Annotated in this window: 18 protein-coding genes; 8 read left to right on the forward strand and 10 right to left on the reverse strand. The window is 73.8% G+C overall.

Annotated features, from left to right (window positions below; translation table 11 throughout):
• Nucleotides 1–108 precede the first annotated feature (108 nt).
• The 3 genes from AC0682_RS24055 to AC0682_RS24065 all read right to left on the reverse strand — a co-directional run bounded on the left by AC0682_RS24055 (nt 109) and on the right by AC0682_RS24065 (nt 2,824).
• The gene (locus AC0682_RS24055) at nt 109–483 is read right to left on the reverse strand and encodes an RNHCP domain-containing protein (protein ID WP_478535051.1); all 375 of its coding nucleotides are present in this window, start codon (nt 481–483) and stop codon (nt 109–111) included.
• A gap of 392 nt (nt 484–875) precedes the next feature.
• Nucleotides 876–1,556, reverse strand: a complete 681-nt coding sequence (locus AC0682_RS24060; protein WP_478535052.1) for a response regulator — start codon at nt 1,554–1,556, stop codon at nt 876–878.
• Nucleotides 1,538–2,824, reverse strand: coding sequence for a sensor histidine kinase (locus AC0682_RS24065; RefSeq protein WP_478535053.1), 1,287 nt, complete (start codon nt 2,822–2,824; stop codon nt 1,538–1,540). Before AC0682_RS24065 ends, AC0682_RS24060 begins: the two co-directional genes overlap by 19 nt.
• Before the next feature lie 167 nt (nt 2,825–2,991).
• On the opposite strand from AC0682_RS24065, the gene AC0682_RS24070 reads away from it, so the two are divergent.
• Nucleotides 2,992–3,555, forward strand: coding sequence for a VanZ family protein (locus AC0682_RS24070; protein ID WP_478535054.1), 564 nt, complete (start codon nt 2,992–2,994; stop codon nt 3,553–3,555).
• Between the two features lie 7 nt (nt 3,556–3,562).
• On the opposite strand, the gene AC0682_RS24075 is transcribed toward AC0682_RS24070, so the two are convergent.
• Genes AC0682_RS24075 through AC0682_RS24095 form a run of 5 tightly spaced genes read right to left on the reverse strand, consistent with a single transcriptional unit; the run spans nt 3,563 to nt 9,415 of the window.
• A complete protein-coding gene (locus AC0682_RS24075) occupies nt 3,563–4,219 on the reverse strand; it encodes a hypothetical protein (RefSeq protein WP_478535055.1) in 657 nt (218 codons plus the stop codon).
• A 34-nt stretch (nt 4,220–4,253) separates the two neighbouring features.
• Nucleotides 4,254–5,798 (reverse strand): ATP-binding protein, encoded by a 1,545-nt coding sequence (locus AC0682_RS24080; protein WP_478535056.1) that lies wholly within the window; start codon nt 5,796–5,798, stop codon nt 4,254–4,256.
• Nucleotides 5,795–6,478 (reverse strand): response regulator, encoded by a 684-nt coding sequence (locus tag AC0682_RS24085; RefSeq protein WP_478535057.1) that lies wholly within the window; start codon nt 6,476–6,478, stop codon nt 5,795–5,797. The genes AC0682_RS24080 and AC0682_RS24085 overlap by 4 nt, the downstream gene beginning before the upstream one ends.
• 37 nt (nt 6,479–6,515) lie before the next feature.
• Nucleotides 6,516–8,204, reverse strand: a complete 1,689-nt coding sequence (gene murJ, locus AC0682_RS24090) for a murein biosynthesis integral membrane protein MurJ (RefSeq protein WP_478535058.1) — start codon at nt 8,202–8,204, stop codon at nt 6,516–6,518.
• Nucleotides 8,201–9,415: a lipid II:glycine glycyltransferase FemX gene (locus tag AC0682_RS24095; protein WP_478535059.1), complete on the reverse strand. Its 1,215-nt coding sequence runs from the start codon at nt 9,413–9,415 to the stop codon at nt 8,201–8,203. Before AC0682_RS24095 ends, murJ begins: the two co-directional genes overlap by 4 nt.
• Nucleotides 9,416–9,692: 277 nt before the next feature.
• On the opposite strand from AC0682_RS24095, the gene AC0682_RS24100 reads away from it, so the two are divergent.
• Nucleotides 9,693–10,913: a L,D-transpeptidase gene (locus AC0682_RS24100; protein ID WP_478535126.1), complete on the forward strand. Its 1,221-nt coding sequence runs from the start codon at nt 9,693–9,695 to the stop codon at nt 10,911–10,913.
• 40 nt (nt 10,914–10,953) lie between these two features.
• Here AC0682_RS24100 and AC0682_RS24105 read toward each other — a convergent pair whose 3' ends face one another.
• Entirely contained in the window at nt 10,954–12,474 is a 1,521-nt protein-coding gene (locus tag AC0682_RS24105) for a cryptochrome/photolyase family protein (RefSeq protein ID WP_478535060.1), read from the reverse strand.
• Between the two features lie 125 nt (nt 12,475–12,599).
• Here AC0682_RS24105 and AC0682_RS24110 point away from each other — a divergent pair, with 125 nt between their 5' ends.
• Entirely contained in the window at nt 12,600–13,775 is a 1,176-nt protein-coding gene (locus tag AC0682_RS24110) for a spore photoproduct lyase family protein (protein WP_478535061.1), read from the forward strand.
• A gap of 6 nt (nt 13,776–13,781) precedes the next feature.
• Here the strand turns inward: AC0682_RS24110 and AC0682_RS24115 are convergent, their stop codons facing one another.
• Nucleotides 13,782–14,414, reverse strand: a complete 633-nt coding sequence (locus tag AC0682_RS24115) for a GNAT family N-acetyltransferase (protein WP_478535062.1) — start codon at nt 14,412–14,414, stop codon at nt 13,782–13,784.
• 199 nt (nt 14,415–14,613) lie between these two features.
• On the opposite strand from AC0682_RS24115, the gene AC0682_RS24120 reads away from it, so the two are divergent.
• From AC0682_RS24120 to AC0682_RS24140, 5 genes are all read left to right on the forward strand, one after another.
• Nucleotides 14,614–15,630: an NADPH:quinone reductase gene (locus AC0682_RS24120; RefSeq protein ID WP_478535063.1), complete on the forward strand. Its 1,017-nt coding sequence runs from the start codon at nt 14,614–14,616 to the stop codon at nt 15,628–15,630.
• 55 nt (nt 15,631–15,685) lie between these two features.
• Entirely contained in the window at nt 15,686–16,228 is a 543-nt protein-coding gene (locus tag AC0682_RS24125; RefSeq protein ID WP_254812225.1) for an SRPBCC family protein, read from the forward strand.
• A 38-nt stretch (nt 16,229–16,266) separates the two neighbouring features.
• Nucleotides 16,267–17,847 (forward strand): class I adenylate-forming enzyme family protein, encoded by a 1,581-nt coding sequence (locus tag AC0682_RS24130; RefSeq protein ID WP_254812224.1) that lies wholly within the window; start codon nt 16,267–16,269, stop codon nt 17,845–17,847.
• A complete protein-coding gene (locus AC0682_RS24135) occupies nt 17,844–19,832 on the forward strand; it encodes an FAD/NAD(P)-binding protein (RefSeq protein WP_478535064.1) in 1,989 nt (662 codons plus the stop codon). The genes AC0682_RS24130 and AC0682_RS24135 overlap by 4 nt, the downstream gene beginning before the upstream one ends.
• 188 nt (nt 19,833–20,020) lie before the next feature.
• Nucleotides 20,021–21,406: a nitrosuccinate lyase gene (locus AC0682_RS24140; protein ID WP_478535127.1), complete on the forward strand. Its 1,386-nt coding sequence runs from the start codon at nt 20,021–20,023 to the stop codon at nt 21,404–21,406.
• Nucleotides 21,407–21,557 lie beyond the last annotated feature (151 nt).

A 21,557-nucleotide genomic window follows, 5' to 3' on the forward strand; every position in this document is an offset into this window, starting at 1 on the left:
CAACGTCCTGTGGGCGATGATCCGTGACGGAGAGTGCTTTCACACTTCACCTCCCGTCACGGGAGCGGCTTGACAACACGATTGGGAAGTTCCTTCCCGGTGGGGCGGTCAGAGGGTTCCGAACGCTTCGAGCGGGAAGGGGGGTTGGGCCAGTGGCCGGACCGCCATGCGCATCAGGATGAGCTGGTTGTCGTCGGTGCGGACCGGGTTCGAGGTCAGCTCGTCGCAGCGTACGCAGCGGTGGACCACCATCCAGTCCCCGGTGCGGAGCACGGCGATGGCGATCGCGGACATCCGGCCCTCGCAGTCGCTCGGACCGCCCTCGACGTGGTCGAGGACGTGCCGGGAGTGCAGGCAGGACGGGCAGTGGTTGCGCGGCTCGCCGTCGGCGGCGTACGCGGACACGGTCAGGCCGCACCAGGTGCAGGCGAAGGTGGTCAGACCGAGAGTGTGGGTGGTGGTGCGGTCGGTGTGGCTGGACACCCGGGGTGCTCCTTGCTGGGAAGTGGGTCATGACAGCAAGAGCAGGCCGAATGGCCTCGGTTCAGGGCACCGGAGGGCACGTCCGGAAGCGGCGCCCGGAAGGACGGGCGGGCAGCGTGAAGCGGCGGACGGTTACGCGGTGCGGTGAGGCGCACTCGGCGCGGGCCGGGTCATAGAACACCCTCTCCCCCGGGCGGAGAGCCCGGACATGAACAGAATCCAGCAGAACGACGCCTGCACGCTAACAGGGCGCCCCGCGGGGACGTCAACGGATTTTCCGGCGGCCCGGGCCGCCCCCGGGGGACGGATCTTCACCGCCGGTGGCCCGTTGCCCCGGCCGGCGTCCCGTGCTCAGGCCGCCGCCCCGGCGGCCCATGGGCCGCTACCAGGGCTCAGGCGCCCTGCCCCGCAAGGCCGTTGCGCCAGGTCCAGGCCGCGATCTCCACGCGGTTGCGCGCGCCGAGCTTGGCCTGCACGTTGGTGAGGTGGGTCTTCACCGTGCCCACGGTGATGGAGAGGGCGGTGGCGATCTCGGCGTTGGTCAGTCCCTCGGCCAGCAGCACGACCACCTCCCGCTCCCGGGGCGAGAGCCGGGTGGCGGCGTGCCGGGCGGCGGTGCCCGGGGCGGAACCTGCCGTACGGAGCCGCCTCAGCAGCCGTACGGTGATCGACGGGCTCACCAGGGAGTCCCCGGCCGCCGCCGCCCGGACCGCCTCGGCCAGCAGGCGGGGGCCGGAGTCCTTGAGGATGAACCCGGCCGCCCCCGCCGCCACCGCACGGGTCAGGTAGTCCTCGTCGTCGAAGGTGGTCACCATCACCACCTGCGGCCGGTGCGCGGCATGGGGCCGGGTGAGGTGGCGCAGGGCGTCCAGGCCGTCCAGGCGGGGCATGCGGATGTCCATCAGGACGACGTCCGGCCGGTGCAGTGCGGCCAGCTCCAGGGCCTGGAGGCCGTCCCGGGCCTGGGCGACCACCTCGATGTCGTCCTCGGCGGAGAGGATCATGGCCATGCCGGTGCGGACGATCTCCTGGTCGTCGGCGAGCAGTACCCGGATCACGGGCCGTCCCTCCACGCTCTCTCCCAGGGCATGCGGGCGCTCACCCGCCAGTGACCGCTGTCGTCGGGGCCCGCGTGGAAGACGCCGCCCTCGGCGGTGACGCGTTCCTCCAGGCCGATGAGACCGTACCCCGCCGTGGCGGGCGTGTCCGTACGCGATGCCGCGTCCGCGCCCGGGACCGGGTCGGGGGTGTCGTTGACGATGTCCAGTTCGAGCGTCCCGGACAGGGCCCGGAGCGTCACGGTCACCCGCCGGGCGGCCGGGGCGTGCTTGCGTACGTTGGTCAGCGCCTCCATGGTCACCCGGTGAACAGCCGCCACGGCCGCCGAAGGCAGCCGGTCGACGGCCCCCTCCTCCACCAGGCGGGCCGCGCCGCCGCCGGGCAGGGTGAAGGCGGCGACCAGGACGCGGAGCCCGGCCACTCCCCCCGCCGTCGGGTCCGCCGGTCCGGACCCCGCCGCGTCAGCCGGTCCGGACCCCGGCACGAACGCGGGCTCCGTGCGGAGCCCGCTCACCATGTGCCGCAGAGCCCGCAGCGCCTCGGCGCCCGCCCGCTCGATCTGCCCCAGCGCCGACACGGCCAGCTCCGGCCTGGACCCCGCGACGACCTGGGCGCCCTGGGCCTGCACCACGATGCCCGTCACATGGTGGGCAACGAAGTCGTGCAGGTCCCGGGCGAAGGTGAGCCGCTGCTCCAGGCGCACCTGCTCGGCGTGGCGCCGCCGGTCGAGGGCGGCCAGCCGGGCCACCAGCGCGCCGATCAGCCCGGCGCAGACGGCCACGGTGCAGAACATGGCCAGGATCAGCCCGTTCTCCGTCACCCGCACGGCCACCGGCCGCAGGACCACGGCCAGGCACAGCAGGACGGCCGCCCCGGCGGCGGGCCGGGCGGCCCCGTACCGGACGGTGAGGACCAGCACGACGACGAGCGCGGCGAGTTCGAACAGGGTGTAGGCGTCCGCGTGCCCCGCCGACGACCCCGGCCGCTCCGCCACCACCCGCATCCACGCACCGCACCCGAGGGACCAGGCCCCGGCCAGAGCCCCGGCCGCCGCCACCACCCGTGGATCGCCGCGCCACCGGCGTACGGCCATGAGCGACAGCGCCGCCACGGGCGCGAGCGCCGAGAGCCGGACCTGAAGCGAGAGCGAGGAGTCGAGGACACCGGTGCGGTAGTCGGCGGCCAGGGCGAGCACCAGACCGGCCCCGACGAGGACGACACCGACGCGGAACAGGGCGCGGCGCGTCCGGGAGGCGCCGCGGCCGAAGTGCGGGGAGTGCATGTCCGCAGCGTACGTAGCGGGGGCCGGCGCGCCCCTCTGCCGAAAGTCGTAGGGCGGCGGCCCGGGCTCCGTCCTTCGGCAGATCCGCGCCCGTGTCCCGCGCGGACAGGATCGTCGCGGAACGATCCGCCCGGGGCCGGCAGGCCCCCCACCTCAACGGACTCCCCATGGACTTTCAGTACAAGATCCCCACCGCCGCCGTCCTCGGACCGGCGCTCCTCGCCTTCGCCCTGGTGGCTCTCGTACGCCACCGGCGCGACGCGCCCGGCTGGCGCGGCGGCCCCCTGCTGCTGCGGTCCGCCACCGCGCTCTACGCGACGGCCGTCGCCTCGCTCACCCTCTTCCCCCTCTGGGTCTACGGCGGCATGTACCGCAACCAGGCGGAGTGGATCGGGCAGATCCAGCCGGTCCCGCTGCTCCTGGCGGACGTCACCATGGCCCCCAACGTGATCATGTTCCTGCCGCTCGGCTTCCTCCTGCCGCTGCTGTTCCCCCGCATCACCCGGGGCCGCACCGTCCTGACCTGCGCCCTCATCAGCCTGGGCATCGAGGTCACCCAGCTGCTCCAGTACATCGCCTTCGCCAACGGCCGCGCCGTCGACGTCAACGACCTGATCGCCAACACCCTCGGCGGCTTCCTCGGTTACGCCGCCCTGCGCGCCGCCCAGCGCGCGACCACCACGCGGGCCGCGCTGGAAAGGGTCTCCTCGCCCGCACCCACCGCAAGCTGACCGGCCATCACGGTGGTGCGGATCCGGCCGGGTCCGGTGTCCGCGTGGGGGCGTTCCCGGGGGTGCCGGAGCCGGTGGAGACGACCGATGCGAGAGGGCAGGTACCGGATCGGGACGTGCCGTCCTGGCCCTCCAGCTCGACGACGAAACGGCCGGCCGGGTCCCGGCTGAAGGCGATCGTGCAGCTCAACTGGTCGATGGCCGTCGCGCCCAGGCCCTTCAGGGCGATCGGGAGGCGGACCACGATCCGGTCCGTCGCCAGAGACGTGACCCCGACCTCTCCGCCGGGACGGGTGGCGGGCAGGTCGGTGGTCAGACCGGCGGCCCGGTCCGGCTGTCCGGGGCCGGCGAGCAGCGCCGTGACGACCTCCTCCGTCGGTATGGGCCCGGGATCGAGGGGGCCGGTGTACTCCTCCCCGAACCCCGCTGCGGGCCGGACCGTCCGGATCACGGGCCGCACCGCCCCGTCGGGGGCGCGGAAGAAGAGCATCATGTCGTCCTCGCGGTTGTAGAACGCCTCGACGGTCGCCGGGCCGCCCGCCTCGATGACGTCGGTCCCCCGGATCCCGCAGCCGCCGAGCAGCGGCACGGCCACCGCCACGACGACGGCCGCCAGAACCGCCGTCGGCCCCCGGCCGCGTACCCGCCTACGGCCCCACGCCACCGGGCCCACCGGACGTCCGGGTGCCCGCCCCCTGTCACTCCTCATCGCCCGCCCCCTCCACTCGGAGCGGGATCTCGACCGTGAAGACCGCCCCGCCCCGCGGTCCGTTCCCCGCCCGGATCGTCCCGCCGTGCAGCCGTACGTTCTCCGAGGTGATCGCGAGCCCGAGCCCGCTGCCCGCCGAGCGGGTACGGGCCGCGTCGGCCTTGTAGAAGCGGTCGAAGATGTACGGGATGGACCCGGGGCGGATACCGGGGCCCCGGTCCGCCACCTCCACGATCAACACCGTTGCTCCCCAGGGGCGTTCCTCGGTGCGCAGGCCCACCGTGACCGGCGCGGCACCGTGCCTCAGGGCGTTGCCGACCAGGTTGGCGACCACCACGTCGAAGCGGCGCGGGTCGAGCCGGGCGCGGATACCGGCGGGGAGTTCGGCGTGGACGCGGTCGTCGTCGGCCCAGTGGCGGTTCTGGAGGGTCTTGCGGACGGCCTCGGCGACATCGACCTCGTCGGCGTTCAGCTCGGCCGCGCGGGCGTCGAAGCGGGAGATCTCCATCAGGTCCTCGACGAGCACCGCGAGCTTGCCGGTCTCCGCGCTGACCAGCCGGACCGCGCGGGCGGTGTCGTCGTCCAGGTGGTCCGCGCCCTCGTCCAGGACCTCGGTGACGGCGAGCATCCCGGCGAGCGGGGTGCGCAGTTCGTGCGACACGTCGGAGGCGAACCGGCGCGCCCGCACCTCGGCCTCCCGCAACTCCTGCACGGAGTCCTCCAGTTGGCGCGCCGATTCATTGAACGTCCTTGCCATGTCCGCGAGTTCATCTCTGCCGCGTACCGGGATGCGGGTGTCGAGTCGGCCGCTGCCCATGCTGCGGGCCGCCTGGCTCAGCTCCCGAACCGGGCGCAGCACACTGCGCGCGGCGATCAGGCCGGGGACCAGCGCGACGGCGAGGCCGGGCAGGGCGCCGTCGCGTGCGGCCGTGAGGAGGGCGTCGACGGTGACCTGCTCGTCGGTCATCCGCATGACGGCGTAGAGCACGAGCCCGCTGGGCAGCACGCTGTACGGCCCGGTCCTGAAGACGGTCGGCACGGCGATCGTCAGATAGGGGACGCCGTCCTTGACGACCCGCTCGAAGTGGCCGTACGGGTTGGCCAGCGCGGCACGGCGCAGTTCGGGGGTGATGACGGTGGAGACGGGGTTCTCGCCGGAGGAGACGCGGACCGAGCCGTACTCGGCGAACACCACCCACGGACGCGGCTTGCCCTTGCGGGCGAGGTCGCGCAGCAGGTCCTCCATCCCCTCCCGCTCCGCCCCCTCCGCCCGGACGGGCAGGGCGAAGCCCGTCTGCTGGACGTGCTCACGGAAGGTCGCGACCGCCGTGTCCTGGGCGCTCTTCAGCAGCGCGCTGCGGGCCTCCCGGTAGGTCAGCGTGGCCGTCGTGCCCGCGCTGACGGCGGCGACCAGGAGGAAGGCGGCCAGCAGCCGGGCCCGCAGGCCGAACGCCCGCACGCGCGAACGGGGTCGGGGGCGAGACCGCCGATCGCGGTCCGTACCGGCACCGGACGGACGGGCCGCGGTGCTCACAGCGGCCCGAAGCGGTAGCCGAAGCCCCGCAGCGTCTGGACGTAACGAGGGCTGCCCACCTCGTCCTCCACCTTGCCGCGCAGCCGGGCGACGCAGGCGTCGACCAGCCGGGCGTCGGCGTGGTACGTGTGCTCCCAGACGTGTTCGAGGAGCTGCTGCCTGCTGAACACCTGCTCGGGAGCGGCGGCCAGGTGCAGCAGCAGCCGCAGCTCCGAGGGGGCGAGCGCGAGCGGGCGGCCCCCCTTGGAGACCGTCAACCCGACCCGGTCGATGGTGAGTTCGCCGTGCGTCTCGATGGCCGGGCGGTCCGGCCCACTGTCGTCCATCCGGCGCAGCACGGCACGGATGCGGGCCTCGATCACCTCCGTACGGGCCGGTTTGACGATGTAGTCGTCGGCCCCGGCCTCCAGGCCGATGACCACGTCGAAGTCGTCGCCGCGCGCGGTGAGCATGATGATCGGCAGCTGGCTGCGCTCGCGGACCCGGCGGCAGACCTGGACGCCGTTCATGCCGGGCAGCATCAGGTCCAACAGCAGCAGGTCGGGGCGGAAGTCGGCCAGCGCCGCGAGACCGGCCTCGCCGGTGGCGGTCGCCCGGACGTCGTGGCCGCGGCGGCGCAGCCCGAGTTCGACCCCTTCGCGTACGGAGGGGTCGTCCTCGATGAGGAGCACGCGGGGCATCAGTGGTTCTCCCTGGGGGTGATCGTGGCGGTGGTGGTCAGGAGCGGGCACGGACGCGCGCGGCCCGTCGGCGTAGACGTGTCAGCAGCGCGTCCAGTTCGGCGAGTCCCAGCGGACGGGCGAGCAGGGCGAAGGCGACCACGACGGCGGCCGCCCCCGCGGTCGCGGCGACCGGGGCCCCCGCCGGTGCCGCGCCCACGGCCGCGAGGTGGCCCAGCGCTGCGGCGGGGACGGCGGCGAGCAGCAGCCGTACGTGGGCACGCGCCGCCGCCGAGGAGCGCAGGGGGCGTTCGACGGCGAGCCTGCGGCTCAGCACCCGCGCCGTCACCGCCCATCCCGCGCAGAGCGCCAGGGAGTACCCCGCCGCCATTCCGGTCACCGCCCAGCGGGCGGGCAGCAGCTGGGCGGCGGCCAGGGACAGCGCCGCGTTGAGGGCGACGATCACCAGGTTGAGGAGAAAGGGGGTGCGGGTGTCGGAGAGGGCGTAGAAGGCGCGGGAGAGCACGTACTGCCCGGACAGGGCGACGAGCCCGGGTGCGAAGGCCATGAGGATGCCCGCCATCGCGGCCGTGTCGGCGGCGCTGGTCCTGCCGTAGCCGAAGACGAGGGCCATCAGCGGGTGGGCGAGCGCGAGCAGCGCGCAGGCGGCGGGGACGACGGCGGCGGCGCTGACGCGCAGGGCGTGGGAGACGTCCTGCCGCACCGCGCCCGTGTCCCCGTCGGCCGCCGCCGCGCTCATCCGGGGCAGGAGGGCGGTCACCACGGAGACGGTGACGATGCCGTGCGGGACGACCCAGAGGGCGTAGGCGTTGTTGTACGCGCCGAAGCCGGGGCCGCCCGCGCTCCCGGCGGCCGTGGCGAGCCGGGTGGTGACCCAGTACGCGGCCTGGTTGGCCAGGACCAGCAGCACCAGCCGCCCCGCCGCACGCAGGGGGCGGGCCAGCCCGCTGCCGCGCCAGTCGAACCGGGGGCGCCAGCGGAAGCGGGCCGCGCGCAGCGCCGGGAGGAGGGCGAGGGCCTGGACGGCGATGCCCGCGGTGGTGCCCCAGCCCAGGAGCGCGGTCCCGGCTGCGGTGGGCACGGCCTGCGGCCCCGTACCGAGGGCGAGCGCCAGGTAGAGGCCGAAGACGGTCATGACGACCACGTTGTTGAGGACCGGGGCCCACATCATCGCGCCGAACCGGCCGCGCGCGTTGAGGATCTGGCCGAGCAGCGTGAACAGGCCGAGGAAGAAGATCTGGGGCAGGCAGTAGCGGGCGAACGCGACGGTCATGGCCGCCTGGTGGCCGGTGTAGTCGGTGTACGCGCCGACGATGGCGGGGGCCGCCCAGACGGCGGTCGCGGTGAGGGCGAGGAGCGCGAGGACACAGGCGGTGACCAGCCGGTCGGTGTAGGCGCGGCCTCCGTCGGCGTGCTCCTTGGCGGCCCTGACCAGCTCGGGCACGAAGACGGCGTTCAGCGCGCCGCCGACGAGCAGCATGTAGACGATGGTGGGCAGGGCGTTGCCGACCGCGTAACCGTCGGCGGTCGGGCCGATGGTGCCGATCGCCGCCGCGACCACGGCGGAGCGGCCGAAGCCGGTGGCGCGGGCGACGACGGAACCGGCGGCCATGACGGCGCTGCCGCGCGGGGCCGGTGCCGCCCGTGCCGTCGCCGCCTCCGGCGCCGGGGTCTCGGGGGCAGAAGCCGCCGCCGAGGCCTTCCCACCGCCTTGCACCTGCTTCATCGACGCCTCAGATACGCCTGGAAGGCACGGTGGAGCGCATGGTTGGCGCTGCCGCCCAACGGCTTCTCCCATTCCCCCAGCGTCTCGACGACCCGTCCCCCGGTGCCGAGCTTCCACCGCAGCAACCCGTACGCACGTTCGTCCGGATCGAGAGTGGAGGGTACCCCGCGCATGTCGTACATGTCGGCCCCGAGGGCGTGGGCGTCCAGCAGCATCCGCCACTGGAGCGCGTTGGAGGGCCTGACCTCGCGGCGGTGGTCGGCCGAGGCGCCCGTCTGGTACCAGGCCCGGCGGCCGACCGTGATCAGCGTGTGGGCGGCCAGGACCTCCCCACGGTGGCGGGCGAGGTACAGCTTCATCCGCCCCGGCTCCTCGGCGTTGAGCGCCGCGTACTGGCGTTCGTAGTACGCGAGGGAGCGGCCGAGCCGGAACCCGTCGCGCCGCTCGGTGACGGCGAGGAGCCGGCAGAACTCGGGCAGGTCCGCGGCGCTGCCGACGACCACTTCCACGCCCTCCTTCCGCGCCCGGCGCACATTGCGCCGCCACTCCTGGTTGAGCCCGGACCACAGGTCGTCCGTGGTGCGTCCGGCGAGCGGCACGTGGAAGACGTACCGGGGCTGGGCGTCCCCGCCCCCGTCATCGCCGGTCCCGTCCCCGCCGCAGCGGCTCCAGCCCCGGGCCCGCAGCCGCTCCGCGACGGCGGTGCCGAGCGGGTCGACCTCGCTGGCGAGGACGTCGCCCAGGCGCCGGCCCGGACCGGCGAGCGGTTTGAGCAGGGCGGCGTCCCAGCGCCGGTAGGCGGGCGAGGGCCCGATGCGTACGGCGAAGGCCCCGGTCCGCCGCAGGTGCTCCAGCAGCGGTCCGAGCCAGCTGTCGACGTCGGGGTCGCGCCAGTTCGCCACCGGCCCTTCGGGGAGGTACGCGAAGTACTTGCGGGTGCCGGGGAACTGCCGCAGCAACACCATGGCCACGCCCGTCAGTTCACCCGCCTCCGGGTCCGGCCCCCAGCCGAGCAGGAGGGAGCGCCAGCCCTCCTTGACGTCGGCCCAGGACGGGCACTGGAGGAACCCGGCCCCCAGAGCCGTGCCCCGGGGGGAGTCGAGGAAGGCTCGGTAGGCCGGGGCGGTGATGGCCCGCAGGGTGACGGGCCGGTTCCCGGCCGGGCGCGCGGGGCTGGACGACGACGACGGCGGCACGAGCAGCGCTGACACGGTCTGAGCCTCTCCTTCTCCCCGGACCTCTCGCGGGGGCGGTTCCCCGGGCCTCCGGCGGGGGCGGCTCCCCGCGCTCTGACGGGGATGCGGAGGATGCTCACAGCGCTCCATGACCGCTGCGTCCGGCGAATGTGACCGGACCATGACCGTTCTTCACCAGTCGCCGTCACATCGCTCCATCCCCCTCTGACCTCGGGATTCCCGGCTCTACAGTCACGGCATCGCCCGTCCCGACCGCCTCTTTCGTGATGCCCCGGAGGTCCCGTTGTCCCGTCTGCCGCACCCGTACCGCTCCCGTACGTCCCCGTCCCGCCTCCGCACCGCCCTCCTCGCCGCCGCTCTGCTGGCCCCGCTCGCCGCCTGCTCCGCCGAGCCCTCGGGCACCACGGGCACCACGGCGGCCACCCGGGCGACACCGAGCGCCGAGGACCGCCCCGTCACCGTCGCCGTGACGCCCGCCGGGAAGCAGGTCCCGGCCGGTGAACCGGTGCGGGTCACGGCCACCGGCGGCACGCTCACCTCGGTGACCGTCACCGACGCCGACGGCCGTACGCTCCCCGGCGAGGTCGCCGCCGACGGCCGGACCTGGACCTCCGCCCGCAAGGCCGCTCCCGGGGCGGCGTACGAGGTGAGGACGGCGACCCGGAGCACGGGCGGCACGGCGGGCAGCAGCACGGCCGCCTTCACCACCGCCCCGGCCGGCAAGGTCAACAAGGTCGACTGGCGGCCGGGCGGGGCCACCACCGTGGGCATCGCCCAGCCGATCTCCCTGGTCTTCGACCACCCCGTCAGGAACCGGGCCGAGGTCGAGAAGCAGCTCAAGGTCACCACCTCGAACGACACCGAGGGCTCCTGGGGCTGGCTGCGCGACTGGTCGGGCCGGGACCGGGTGGACTGGCGCCCCCGGACGTACTGGAAGCCCGGCACCGAGGTCACGCTGAACGCCGAGCTGAACGGCACCGACTCGGGCGCGGACGGCGGCTGGTTCGTCCGCGACTACACGACCGCCTTCACCGTCGGCGCCGGGCAGGTCGTCAAGGTCGACCTGGACCGCCACCGGCTCTCCCTCGTACGGGAGGGGAAGACGCTCCGCCACATACCGGTCTCCGGCGGCACGCCCGGCGGCGACAAGCGTTCCTGGCGCGGGACCGCCGTGCTCATGGCGAAGGAGGGCACGATCAACATGAACTCCGAGACGGTCGGCCTCGGCGACGCCTACGACAAGATGGTCGACCACTCCCTGCGGCTGACCTGGTCGGGCATGTACGCCCACGCCGCCCCGTGGAACGCCAAGTACTTCGGGCGGTCCAACGAGAGCTCCGGGTGCATCGGGATGAGCGACGCGGACGCCGCCTGGTTCTACGCCCAGGTGCGGCCGGGCGACCCGTTCGAGATCACCGGCAAGGACACCAAGGGCGTGGTCGCCCCCGGGAACGGCTTCGGAGCCTGGAACCTCTCCTGGGCCGAGTGGCAGGAGAAGAGCGCACTGCGCTGAGGCCCGGTCGGCCGGTCGGGGCCGACGCCCGGTCGAGCGGTCAGGGAGGCGTGTCGCCGCGTTCCGCCGCCGTCTCCAGCAGCTCCCGCAGATCCTTGAGCCGGTCCAGGCCCTTCACCGCGCGGGCCGTGCGGTGGTTGGCGGCGAGGGGGGTGCGGTGGCGGTGCAGGAAGGCCCAGTAGCCGGTGGTGTACGGGCAGGCCTGCTCGCCGGTCCGGTCGGTGGGACGGTAGGCGCAGGGGGAGCAGAAGTCGCTCATGCGGTGGATGTAGGCGCCGCCCGAGGTGTACGGCTTGGTCGTCATCCGGCCCCCGTCGGCGTACTGGGACATGCCGACCACGTTCGGGAGCATCACCCAGTCGTAGCCGTCGACGAAGCAGCGGTGGAACCAGTCGGTCACGGCCGCCGGGTCCCAGCCGTCCTGGAGGGCCCGGCTGCCGAGCACCATCAGCCGGGGGATGTGGTGGGTCCAGCCGGTGTCCCGCACCTGGGCGAGGACGGTGGAGAGGCAGTTGGCGGTGACCGCGTCCGCGTCCAGGTCGAGGAACCAGCCGGGCAGCGGATCCGTGTGGCGCAGGGCGTTGCGGTGGCGGTACTCCTCCCCGAAGTGCCAGTAGAGGTGCCACACGTACTCGCGCCACCCCGCGATCTGCCGGACGAAGCCCTCGACGCTGTTGAGGGGCGCGTCGCCCGCCCGGTACGCCTTCTCGGCCGACTCCACGCACTCGGCCGGGTCCAGAAGGCCGAGGTTCAGGGGCGCGGAGAGGAGGCTGTGGCTCAGCACCGGGTCGGCCGCGAGCATCGCGTCCTCGTGGCGGCCGAAACCGGCCAGCCGGTGGGCGACGAAGTGGCGCAGCGCGGTACGGGCCTCGCGCCGGGTGGCGGGGAAGAGCCTCGGGCCGTCCCTCCCGACGAACTCGACCTCTCCGTCGCGCTCCCAGCGGTCCAGGTCGTGGCGGACCTCTTCGTCGATCTCGTCCTCGGACGGCCGCCAGGGGCCCCGGACGTCGAGGGTCTCCTGTCCCCGGGGCGGCGGTTCGCGGTTCTCGTGGTCCAGGTTCCACCGCCCGCCGACGGGCCGGTCACCGTCCATCAGCAGCTCGTGGCGCTCCCGCACCCAGCGGTAGAAGCCCTCCAGCCGCAGGTTCCCGCCACCCTTGCCCCGGCCGCCCTTCCCCGCCCACTCCGCGAAGCCGTCGTGGCTCACCAGGAAGCCCTTGGCGGGAAGGATCTCGACGCCCTCCAGCCCGCTCACGAACTCCAGCGCCCGGCGTGAGGTGGGGTGGCGGACCGTCAGGGGCCCGCTCCCGCGCCCCTTCTCCAGACCCTCCCCGTACGTCTCCGCCCGGACATACGTGACCCGGTCGCCGAGCTCCGCCGCGCGGTGCCGCATCGCGGAGAGGACCAGGTGCGCCTTGGCCCGGTGGAACCGGCGCCGGCGCAGCACCGAACGCGCCTCGATCATGACCACCGGCGCCCGGTCGTCCGGGCCGCCGTGGCGCGGGTCGAGGAAGTGCGGACCGAGCTGGTCCCCGAACAGCCAGTGCGGGCGTGGTGCCATGGGGGGAGCCGCCTTCCGTGACCGGGCCCGACGATCGTGGCAGCCCGCGCCCGCCCCCGTACGGCGACACTCCGGCACCGGCCCGTCGGGCCCTGCCCCGCGGTGGCCCCCGTAGGGTCGGGGCCGTGCACCAGCCCCCCGACCGGCCCGGACAGCCCGAGCAGCAGGCCCTCTTCGGCTGGGAGGAGGCCCTGCCCGCCGACCCGCCCGGTCGGAGCGGCGGGTTCCGGGACAGTGCGCGGGCCCGGCGGATGCTCGACGTACGGGAGGTGTACGCGGAGCCCGCCGCGCTCGCCTCGCCGCGCGGGCAGCAGATCCTGTCCCGGCTGCCCGGCGTCCCCGTCACCGAGATCGCCGGGCACTGGCGGGTCCCCTCCCTCCACGGCAACGAGGGCAACATCGCCCGCTGGACCCGGATCAAGACCGAGACGCTGGTCCTGGGCGTCCGGCAGAGCCTCACCACCCGCCCCAACGGCCGCTCGGCCGACTGGATCGCCCCCGGCGCCTCCAACGGCTGCGCGATGGCGTGCGCGTACTGCTACGTGCCGCGCCGCAAGGGGTACGCCAACCCGATCACGCTCTTCACCAACATCGAGGCGATCACCGCCCACGTCCGGCGGCACGTCCGGGCGCAGGGGCCCAAACCCGAGCCCAACCAGTGCGATCCGCATGCCTGGGTCTACGACATCGGGGAGAACGGCGACTGTTCGGTGGACGCCCTGATCTGCGACAACACGGCGGATCTCATCGCCGCGTTCCGCTCCCTGCCCACCGCGAAGGCCTCGTTCGCCACGAAGTTCGTCAACCCCGATCTGCTCGCACTGGATCCGCAGGGGCGCACCCGCGTGCGCTTCTCGGTGATGCCCCCGGACGACTCCCGGCTGCTGGACCTCCGTACCAGCCCGGTCGCGGAGCGCATCGCGGCCGCGGCCGACTTCCTGGACGCGGGGTACGAGGTCCACTTCAACCTCTCCCCCGTGGTGCTGCGCCCCGGCTGGCAGCGCGACTGGGCCGCCCTGCTGGACCGACTCGACGACTGCCTGCCCGCCCGGGTGAAGGCGCAGGCGGGCGCCGAGATCATCATGCTGACCCACAACCAGCAGCTGCACGAGGTGAACCTCGGCTGGCACCCCCGGGCCGAGGATGTCCTCTGGCAGCCCGCCGCGCAGGAGACCAAGCGCTCGGAGAACGGGGCGCTCAACGTCCGCTACGCCCACGGGATCAAGCGGGACGCCCTGGTCCGGCTGCGGGAGCTGATCGCCGGGCACGCGCCGTGGCTGCGGATCAGATACGCGTTCTGAGCGCCGTCAGCGGTCCGGGGAGGCCCCGCCCGTGCCGGCGCCCCCGCCCGTGCCGGCGCCCCTTTCCATGCCGGGGCCCCCTTCCGTGCCGGGGTCCGGCTCCAGCTCCCGGCCGAAGTGGAACGCGGCCACCGTCAGGCGGCGCGCGTGGTAGAAGCGGTGCGCGTCGACGTTGGTGGTGCCCGAGTCCAGCTCCAGCCGGGTGCACCCCTCCGCCCGGCCGCGCCGCTCCAGCTCGGCCATCAGATGCGCGCCGACCCCCCGGCCCCGGGCTCCGGCCGCCGTCACCAGGTCCTCGACGAACAGCAGCCGCCCCCGGCTGGTCGCCAGCACCCGGTGGGTGGCCGCCCCGAGAGCCCGGCCGGTGGCGGTGTCGTACGCGACGGTGAAGCGGAGCCCCTGGGCGTGGGCCTCCTCGGCGAAGGCGGTGAAGGCGTCGGCAGACAGCCGCGGGCGCAACGCCCGGATCAGCGGCGCCACATCGGCGGCCATCCGGGGATCGCCGGGGCCGAGATCGACGAGTACGAGGGCGACGCGTGCTGGGTCGGCGGGTACGCGGTCAGAGGGTTCAGGGTCGGTGGGTTCAGGGTCGGTGGGTTCAGGGTCGGTGGGTTCAGGGTCTGCGGGTGCGGGGTCCATGGGTTCAGGGTCGGTGCGTGTCGGGTCCACGACGTCCAGGCTAGGGGCGCGCCGAGTGCTCCCGGAGGTATCCGTCAGGTCCGATCGGGCGCCCCCGCGCAGGTGCCGCACGGTCCGCGCGGCCCGAGATCAACCGACCTGACAGAGAGTCCTCGCCGGTGGTGACGGCGTCCGTCCGCCGCTGCCAGACTCCGGCACCATGCTCGCCGCTTACATCGAACAGCTCGGCTCCCCCGACACCATCCGGTACGGCGAACTCCCCCAGCCTGTGGCACAGGCGGGCGAGGTCCTGGTCGACGTGAGTGTCGCCTCCGTCAACCACGTCGACACCTTCGTCCGGTCCGGGGCCTGGCGTACGCCCGTGACCTTCCCGTTCGTGATCGGCCGCGATCTGGCCGGCACCGTCGCCGCCGCCGCGCCCGGCACCGGCTTCGAGGTCGGCGAACGCGTCTGGTGCAACAGCATGGGCCACGCCGGCCGGCAGGGGGCCGCCGCCGAGCGCGTGGCCGTCCCCGCCGACCGGCTCTACCGGCTGCCCGACGGGGTCGACCCCGAGGACGCCGTCGCCCTCGCCCACCCCGCCGCCACCGCCTACCTCGCCCTGCACCCCCACGGCCGGGTGCAAGCCGGTGAGACCGTCGTCGTCCTGGGCGGCGGCGGCAACGTGGGCAGCGCCCTCGTCGTCCTCGCCGTGCACGCCGGGGCGCGGGTCGTCGCCACCGCGTCGGCCCGGGACATCGACCGGCTCCGGGGCCTCGGCGCCGACGAGGTCATCGACTACCGCGACCCGGACGTGGTCGGGCGCCTCAGGGCCGCCTGCCCCCAGGGCGTCGACGTCTGGATCGACACCTCGGCCCGCAACGACCTGGAGACGGCCGTCGACCTGCTCGCCCGGCGCGGGCGGGTGGTGGTGCTCGCCGGGCTCACCACGCGGCCGGTGCTGCCCGCGGGACCGCTCTATCTGAAGGACTGCTCGGTCGTCGGCTTCGCCATCTCGCAGGCCACCACCGCCGAACTCGCCGCCGCCGCCGAGACCATCGGCACGCTGCTGGCCGCCGGGAAGCTGCTGCCCCCGGCGACGGTGCCGATGCCGCTGAGCGCCGCGGCCGACGCGCACGGCGCTCTGGAACGCGGCGAGGTCCGCGGAAAGATCCTGCTGAGGGTCGAGAAGGCCGGCAGGGGCGACGCGGAAGAAGTCGCACCGGAAAGGACTTGACGGACCATCGCGGGGTTTGTTGACCCGCGTTCGGCGCGCTACCAGAGTTCTCCTTATGAGCGAATCAGTCATCGACAATTCTCCACTGTTCGAACTGCGCGCGGACATTGAGGTTTCCGCGACCCCGAAAGAGGTCTACGCGGTCGTCAGCGATTTGCCGCGCAGCGCCGAATGGAGCCCCGAATGCCGGGGCGGTGAATGGATCGGCGGAGAGCCCGCGGCGGTGGGCACGATCTTCCGCGGTGAGAACCTGCGCAGCGAGGAGGTCGTGGCCTGGGCCCCGCTCGTGCGCGGGACCTGGTACACCGAGGCCCGGGTCACGGCGGCCGAGCCGGGGGTGACCTTCCGCTGGATGATGCTCTCGCACGCCCAGGACGACCAGGAATCCGTCTGGGGCTTCGACATCGAGCCGCTCGCCGAAGGCAGCCGGCTGGTCCACCATTTCCGCATGGGAAAGGCGACCGCCGGAATTCACAAGATCGTCTCCGAGCTCGACGAGGATGCTCGTAAGCGATTCGTCGCGGACTGGACCGCCAAGCTGGAACGGGACCTCGACGACACCCTCAAGCGAATCAAGGACGTCATCGAATCCGCATGACGGGTTCCTTCCCGCGTACGTGAAACGGAGTGGGCGAGATGTTTCTGCAACGAATAGGGAACAAGGGCATCCGGCTCGGGACGCTCTTCGACCGGGCGGCCGCCCGGCATCCCGGCAACATGGTGATCCTGGACCACGACCTGGACGTCGCGCCCGAACTGGGCCGCCGCCTGGCCCTGCCCGAGGTGGCCGAGCTGGTCGCCGAGCTGGCGTCGCGGCTGTGGGCCGCCGGGGTCCGCACCGGTGAGAAGATCGTCGTCCACAAGACCGACGGCTTCGACATCTCACTGATGGCCTGCGCCGCCGCGCGGATCGGCGCCGTGCCGGTGCTGCTCTCCCCCAAGCTGGACGGCGAGACCGTCGTCGAGCTGGTGCGCCGGGCCCAGCAGCCCTACCTGGTCACCGACGAGGCCAAGCTCACCGACAGCCTTCCGGCCGAGGTCTTCGAGGTCGCCAAGAAGGTCCTGCTCACCTCCGGCACCTTCGAGGGCGCCACCCCGCTGGCCTCGTACGCCGGCACCGCACGGGTCGACCCGATCACCATGCCGCCGGACCACCCCACGCTGATCACCCACACCTCGGGCACCACGGGCACCCCGAAGCTGGCCGTCCACACCGGCCACACCTTCCAGGCCCGCTACCGCCCGCAGGCCACCGTGGTCTCGGCGGTCCGCAGCCGCGAACCGATCGCCATCCACGTCTCGTTCGTGCACTCGCGGATGTTCACCGCCATGCCGATCGCGATCCTCCAGGGCCACCCGCTGATCATCCTGAAGGACGACGAGCCGGAGTCGGTCGCCAAGCTCTTCTCCCAGGTCCCGCCGGGGCTCATCGAGGCCCACCCCAACACCTTCCTGCGCTGGGAGGTGCTGGCGAAGGACCCGCGCGGCCCGCTGAGCAACGTCAAGTACTTCAGCTCCACCTTCGACGCCATCCACCCGCGCACCGTGCACACGCTGCTGGGCGCCTCGCGCCGGAAGCTGCCGCTCTTCGCCCAGGCGTACGGGCAGAGCGAGGTCGGCCCGATCGCCGCGCGGACGTACTCGCGCAAGCGCGGTGCCGAGGCGGACGGCCGCTGTGTCGGCTCGCCGTTCCACGGGATGACCAACGTCCGCGTGGTCAGCCGCGACGGCCGCCCGCCGACGAAGTCCTCGCCGGGCTTCATCGAGGTCCGCAGCGACGGCCGGATCGTCACCTACCTCGGTGAGCACGAGCGGTGGGAGAAGCAGGTCAACGACGGCTGGTGGCGCATGGGTGACGTCGGCTACCGCACCAAGTGGGGCTGTCTGCACCTGCTGGACCGCGAGGTCGACGAGATCCCCGGCGTGGAGTCCACCCTGGAGATCGAGGACAAGCTCTTCGCCCGGATCGAGGACCTGATCGAGGTCATCATCATCCCCGGCCCCGACGGCCGCCCCGTCCCCGTCGTCTCCACCCGCGACGACAAGCCGCTGGACGAGCGGGTCTGGAAGGACGCCGTCGTCGGGCTGCCCGCGATGGCGGACCCCGTCCGGTGGAAGCTGGAGGACCTCCCCCAGACCGCCACCACCAAGATCAAACGACTCGAACTGGCCCGGCTGCTGGCGGCCGGCTCCAACGGGAACGGCCAGCTGTCATGACCAGGGCTCTCCTGGAGACCTGTGTCGTGGGCGCAGGGCCCCGCGGCCTGTCGGTGATCGAGCGGCTCTGCGCCAACGAGCGGGCCGCCCCCAGCCACGCCGGGGTCACCATCCATGTGGTGGACCCCTCCCCGCCGGGGGCCGGCACGGTCTGGCGGCCCGAGCAGTCCCGCCACCTGCTGATGAACACGGTGGCCTCGCAGATCACCGTGTTCACCGACGACAGCGCCCGGCTGGAGGGCCCCATCGAGGCGGGGCCCAGCCTGTACGAGTGGGCCCGCGCCCTGGTCGCGCGGACCGAGGCGGGCCACGGCGAGGCCGAGGAGGACGTGCTCTCCGAGGCCAGGGCGCTCGGCCCGGACTCGTACCCCACCCGTTCCTTCTACGGCCGCTACCTGCGCAGTTGCTTCCAGGAGGTGGTGGACCGCGCCCCGGCGCACGTGGCGGTCAAGGTGCACCGCTCCCGGGCGGTGGCCATCGCCGATGTGCACGGGATCACCGACGGGACCCAGGGCGTCCGACTGGAGGACGGCACCCGGCTCAACGAGCTGGACGCCATCATCCTGGCCCAGGGCCATCTACCGACCCGGCTCTCCGCCCGCGAGGCGCGGACGGCGGGACTCGCCCGGATCCACCACCTCACCTACGTGGCCCCGGCCAACCCGGCCGACCTGGACCTCACCGGCGTCAAGCCCGGCCAGCCGGTGCTGCTGCGCGGCCTGGGGCTCAACTTCTTCGACCACATGGCGCTGTTCAGCGTCGGCCGGGGCGGCACCTTCGAGCGCGGCGAGGACGGCAAGCTCGTCTACCACGCCTCGGGCCGCGAGCCGAAGATGTACGCCTTCTCCCGGCGCGGGGTGCCCTACCACTCCCGCGGCGAGAACCAGAAGGGCGCCTACGGCCGCTACTTCCCCCGGCTGCTCACCGTCGAGTACATCGAGAAGCTGCGCGCCCGCTCCGCCGAAGGCCAGCAGATCCGGTTCAAGACCGACCTGTGGCCGCTGATCTCCCGGGAGGTGGAGAGCGTCTACTACGAGACCCTGCTCACCGCCCGGGACCGCGCGGCGGACGGCGCGGAGCTGGCCGACCGCTACCTGAAGCGGCCGGTAGACGACGACGGGGCGCAGCTGCTCACGGAGTTCGGCATCCAGCCGGAGGACCACTGGTCCTGGGACCGGCTCTCCAGGCCGTACGAGAGCCGGGAGTTCACCAGCCGGGAGAGCTTCCGGTCCTGGCTGCTGGAGTATCTGGCCGCCGATGTGATCGCCGCCCGCAGCGGCAACGTCAGCGGTCCGGTCAAGGCCGCGCTGGACGTGCTGCGCGATCTGCGCAACGAGATCCGGCTCGCGGTCGACCACGGCGGACTGGCCGGCGACTCCTACCGGGACGAACTGGAGGGCTGGTACACCCCGCTCAACGCCTTCCTCTCCATCGGCCCGCCGGCCTCCCGCATCGAGGAGATGATCGCCCTCATCGAGTGCGGTCTCCTGGAGGTGACCGGGCCGGGCACGAAGATCGCCGTGGACACCGCCGCACCGCAGTTCGTCGCGGTCTCCACCGATGTCCCCGGACCGCCGATCCACTCCACGGTCCTGATCGAGGCCCGGCTCCCCGAGCCCGACCTGCGGCGCACCGACGACCCGCTGATGCGCCACCTGCTGGACACCGGGCAGGCCCAGCCGTACTCCATGGCCGGGTCCCAGGGCCGGAGTTACCAGACGGGCGGGCTGGCCGTCACCGAGCGGCCCTACCGGCTGCTGGACGGCAACGGCCAGGCGCATCCCCGGCGCTTCGCCTACGGCGTGCCGACGGAGTCGGTGCACTGGGTCACGGCCGCGGGCATCCGCCCCGGCGTCGACTCGGTGACGCTCGGCGACTCGGACGCCATCGCCCGGGCGGCCCTGGCGGTGACCCCCGTCGCCAACCGCCCCTGGTCCGCCCAGCCCCAGGCCTCGGAAGAGGGCCTGGTCGGGGTGATCGTGTGACGGCCGGGGCCACCGGCCCCCGGGCCGCCGCCCCCGGTGCTCCGGCACCGGGGGCGGCGGCCCGTCCGGCCGACACGAACCCGGGCGGTCCCGCCGCGTCCCGTACGGGCTCCGGCCCGGGGGCTCTCGCCACCAGCAATACGGGCTCCGGCAGCGGCCCGGGCCCGGACGCACCCGCCCGCCCCGGCATCGACTCCGCAATCCTCTCCCCCGTCCGCGCGGGCACGCCCGGTGAGGCGGCGACGAGCGACGAGGCCTGGCTGCAGGCCATGCTGGACGCCGAGGCGGCGCTGACCCGGGCCCAGGCCGGAATCGGCACCGTACCGAAGGAGGCCGCCGAGACGGTCACCCGTACCGCCCGGGCGGAGGCTCTGGACCTGCGGGCCCTCGCGGTCGCCTCCCGGGAGACGGCCAACCCGGTGGTCTCCCTGGTCGCCGCGCTCACCCGGGCGGTGGCGGAGGTCTCGCCGGAGGCCGCCGAGTACGTCCACCGGGGCTCGACCAGCCAGGACATCCTGGACACCGGGGCGATGCTCGTCGCCGCCCGGACCCTGGAGCTGATCGCGGCGGACCTGGAAGCGGCCGCCGAGTCGCTGGCGGGGCTGGCCCGGGAGCACCGGGACACCGTGCTCCCCGGCCGCACCCTCGCCCTCCAGGCCGTACCGACCACCTTCGGGCTGAAGGCGGCCGGGTGGCGGCGGCTGCTGCTCGACGCCCACCGCCGGATCACCGCCGTCCTCGACGGGGGGCTGCCCGTCTCGCTCGGCGGGGCGGCCGGAACGCTCGCCGGATACCTGGAGTACGCCCAGGTCGACGGTGACGCCCGCGCCGAGGACGTCGACGGCTATCTGGAGCTGCTGCTCGACGGGTTCGCCGCCGAGACCGGGCTCGCCCGGCCGCCGCTGCCCTGGCACTCCCTGCGGACGCCGATCGCGGACCTGGGTGCCGCGCTCGCCTTCACCGCCGGCGCACTCGGCAAGATCGCCATCGATGTGCAGACGCTCACCAGGACCGAGGTCGGCGAGGTGGCCGAACCGTCGGTGGCGGGCCGCGGGGCCTCCTCCGCCATGCCGCACAAGCGCAACCCGGTGCTCGCCACCCTCATCCGCAGCGCATCGCTCCAAGTGCCGCTGCTGGCAGCCGGTCTGGCGCAGTGCCTGGTCTCCGAGGACGAGCGGTCGGCGGGCGTCTGGCACGCCGAGTGGTCGCCGCTGCGCGAGTGCCTGCGGCTCACGGCCGGGGCCGCGCACACGGCGGTCGAGCTGTGCGCGGGCCTGGAGGTACGCCCGGACCGGATGCGGGAGAACCTGGGGCTCACGGGCGACCAGGTGGTGACCGAGCGGATCGCCGCGCACCTCACCCCGCACCTGGGCCGCGCGGAGGCCAAACGGCTGCTGGGCGAGGCGGCGGACGAGGTCCAGATGAGCCGCCGCTCCCTGGCCCAGGTGCTGGCCTCCCTCCCGCAGGCGGCGGAACTGCTGCCGGTGGGCGCCGAGTTGGAGCGCCTGTGCGACCCGGCCGGATACACCGGGGCCGCGGGCGCCCTGGTCGACCGGGAGGTGGGGCGGGGCTGAGGCCTCTGTCCGTGCCTCCGGATGTGGGTGTGCGCGGTGGTCTCCCGCGAGGGGGCCACCGCGCACCTGTGCGCGGGCGTCCCGCCCCGGCGCCGGGGGCCGGGGCCCCGCGAGCACGCGAAGGGGCGGCGGCGGTCGTTGACCGCCGCCG

It is taken from the genome of Streptomyces sp. NPDC043746 (assembly GCF_056436485.1).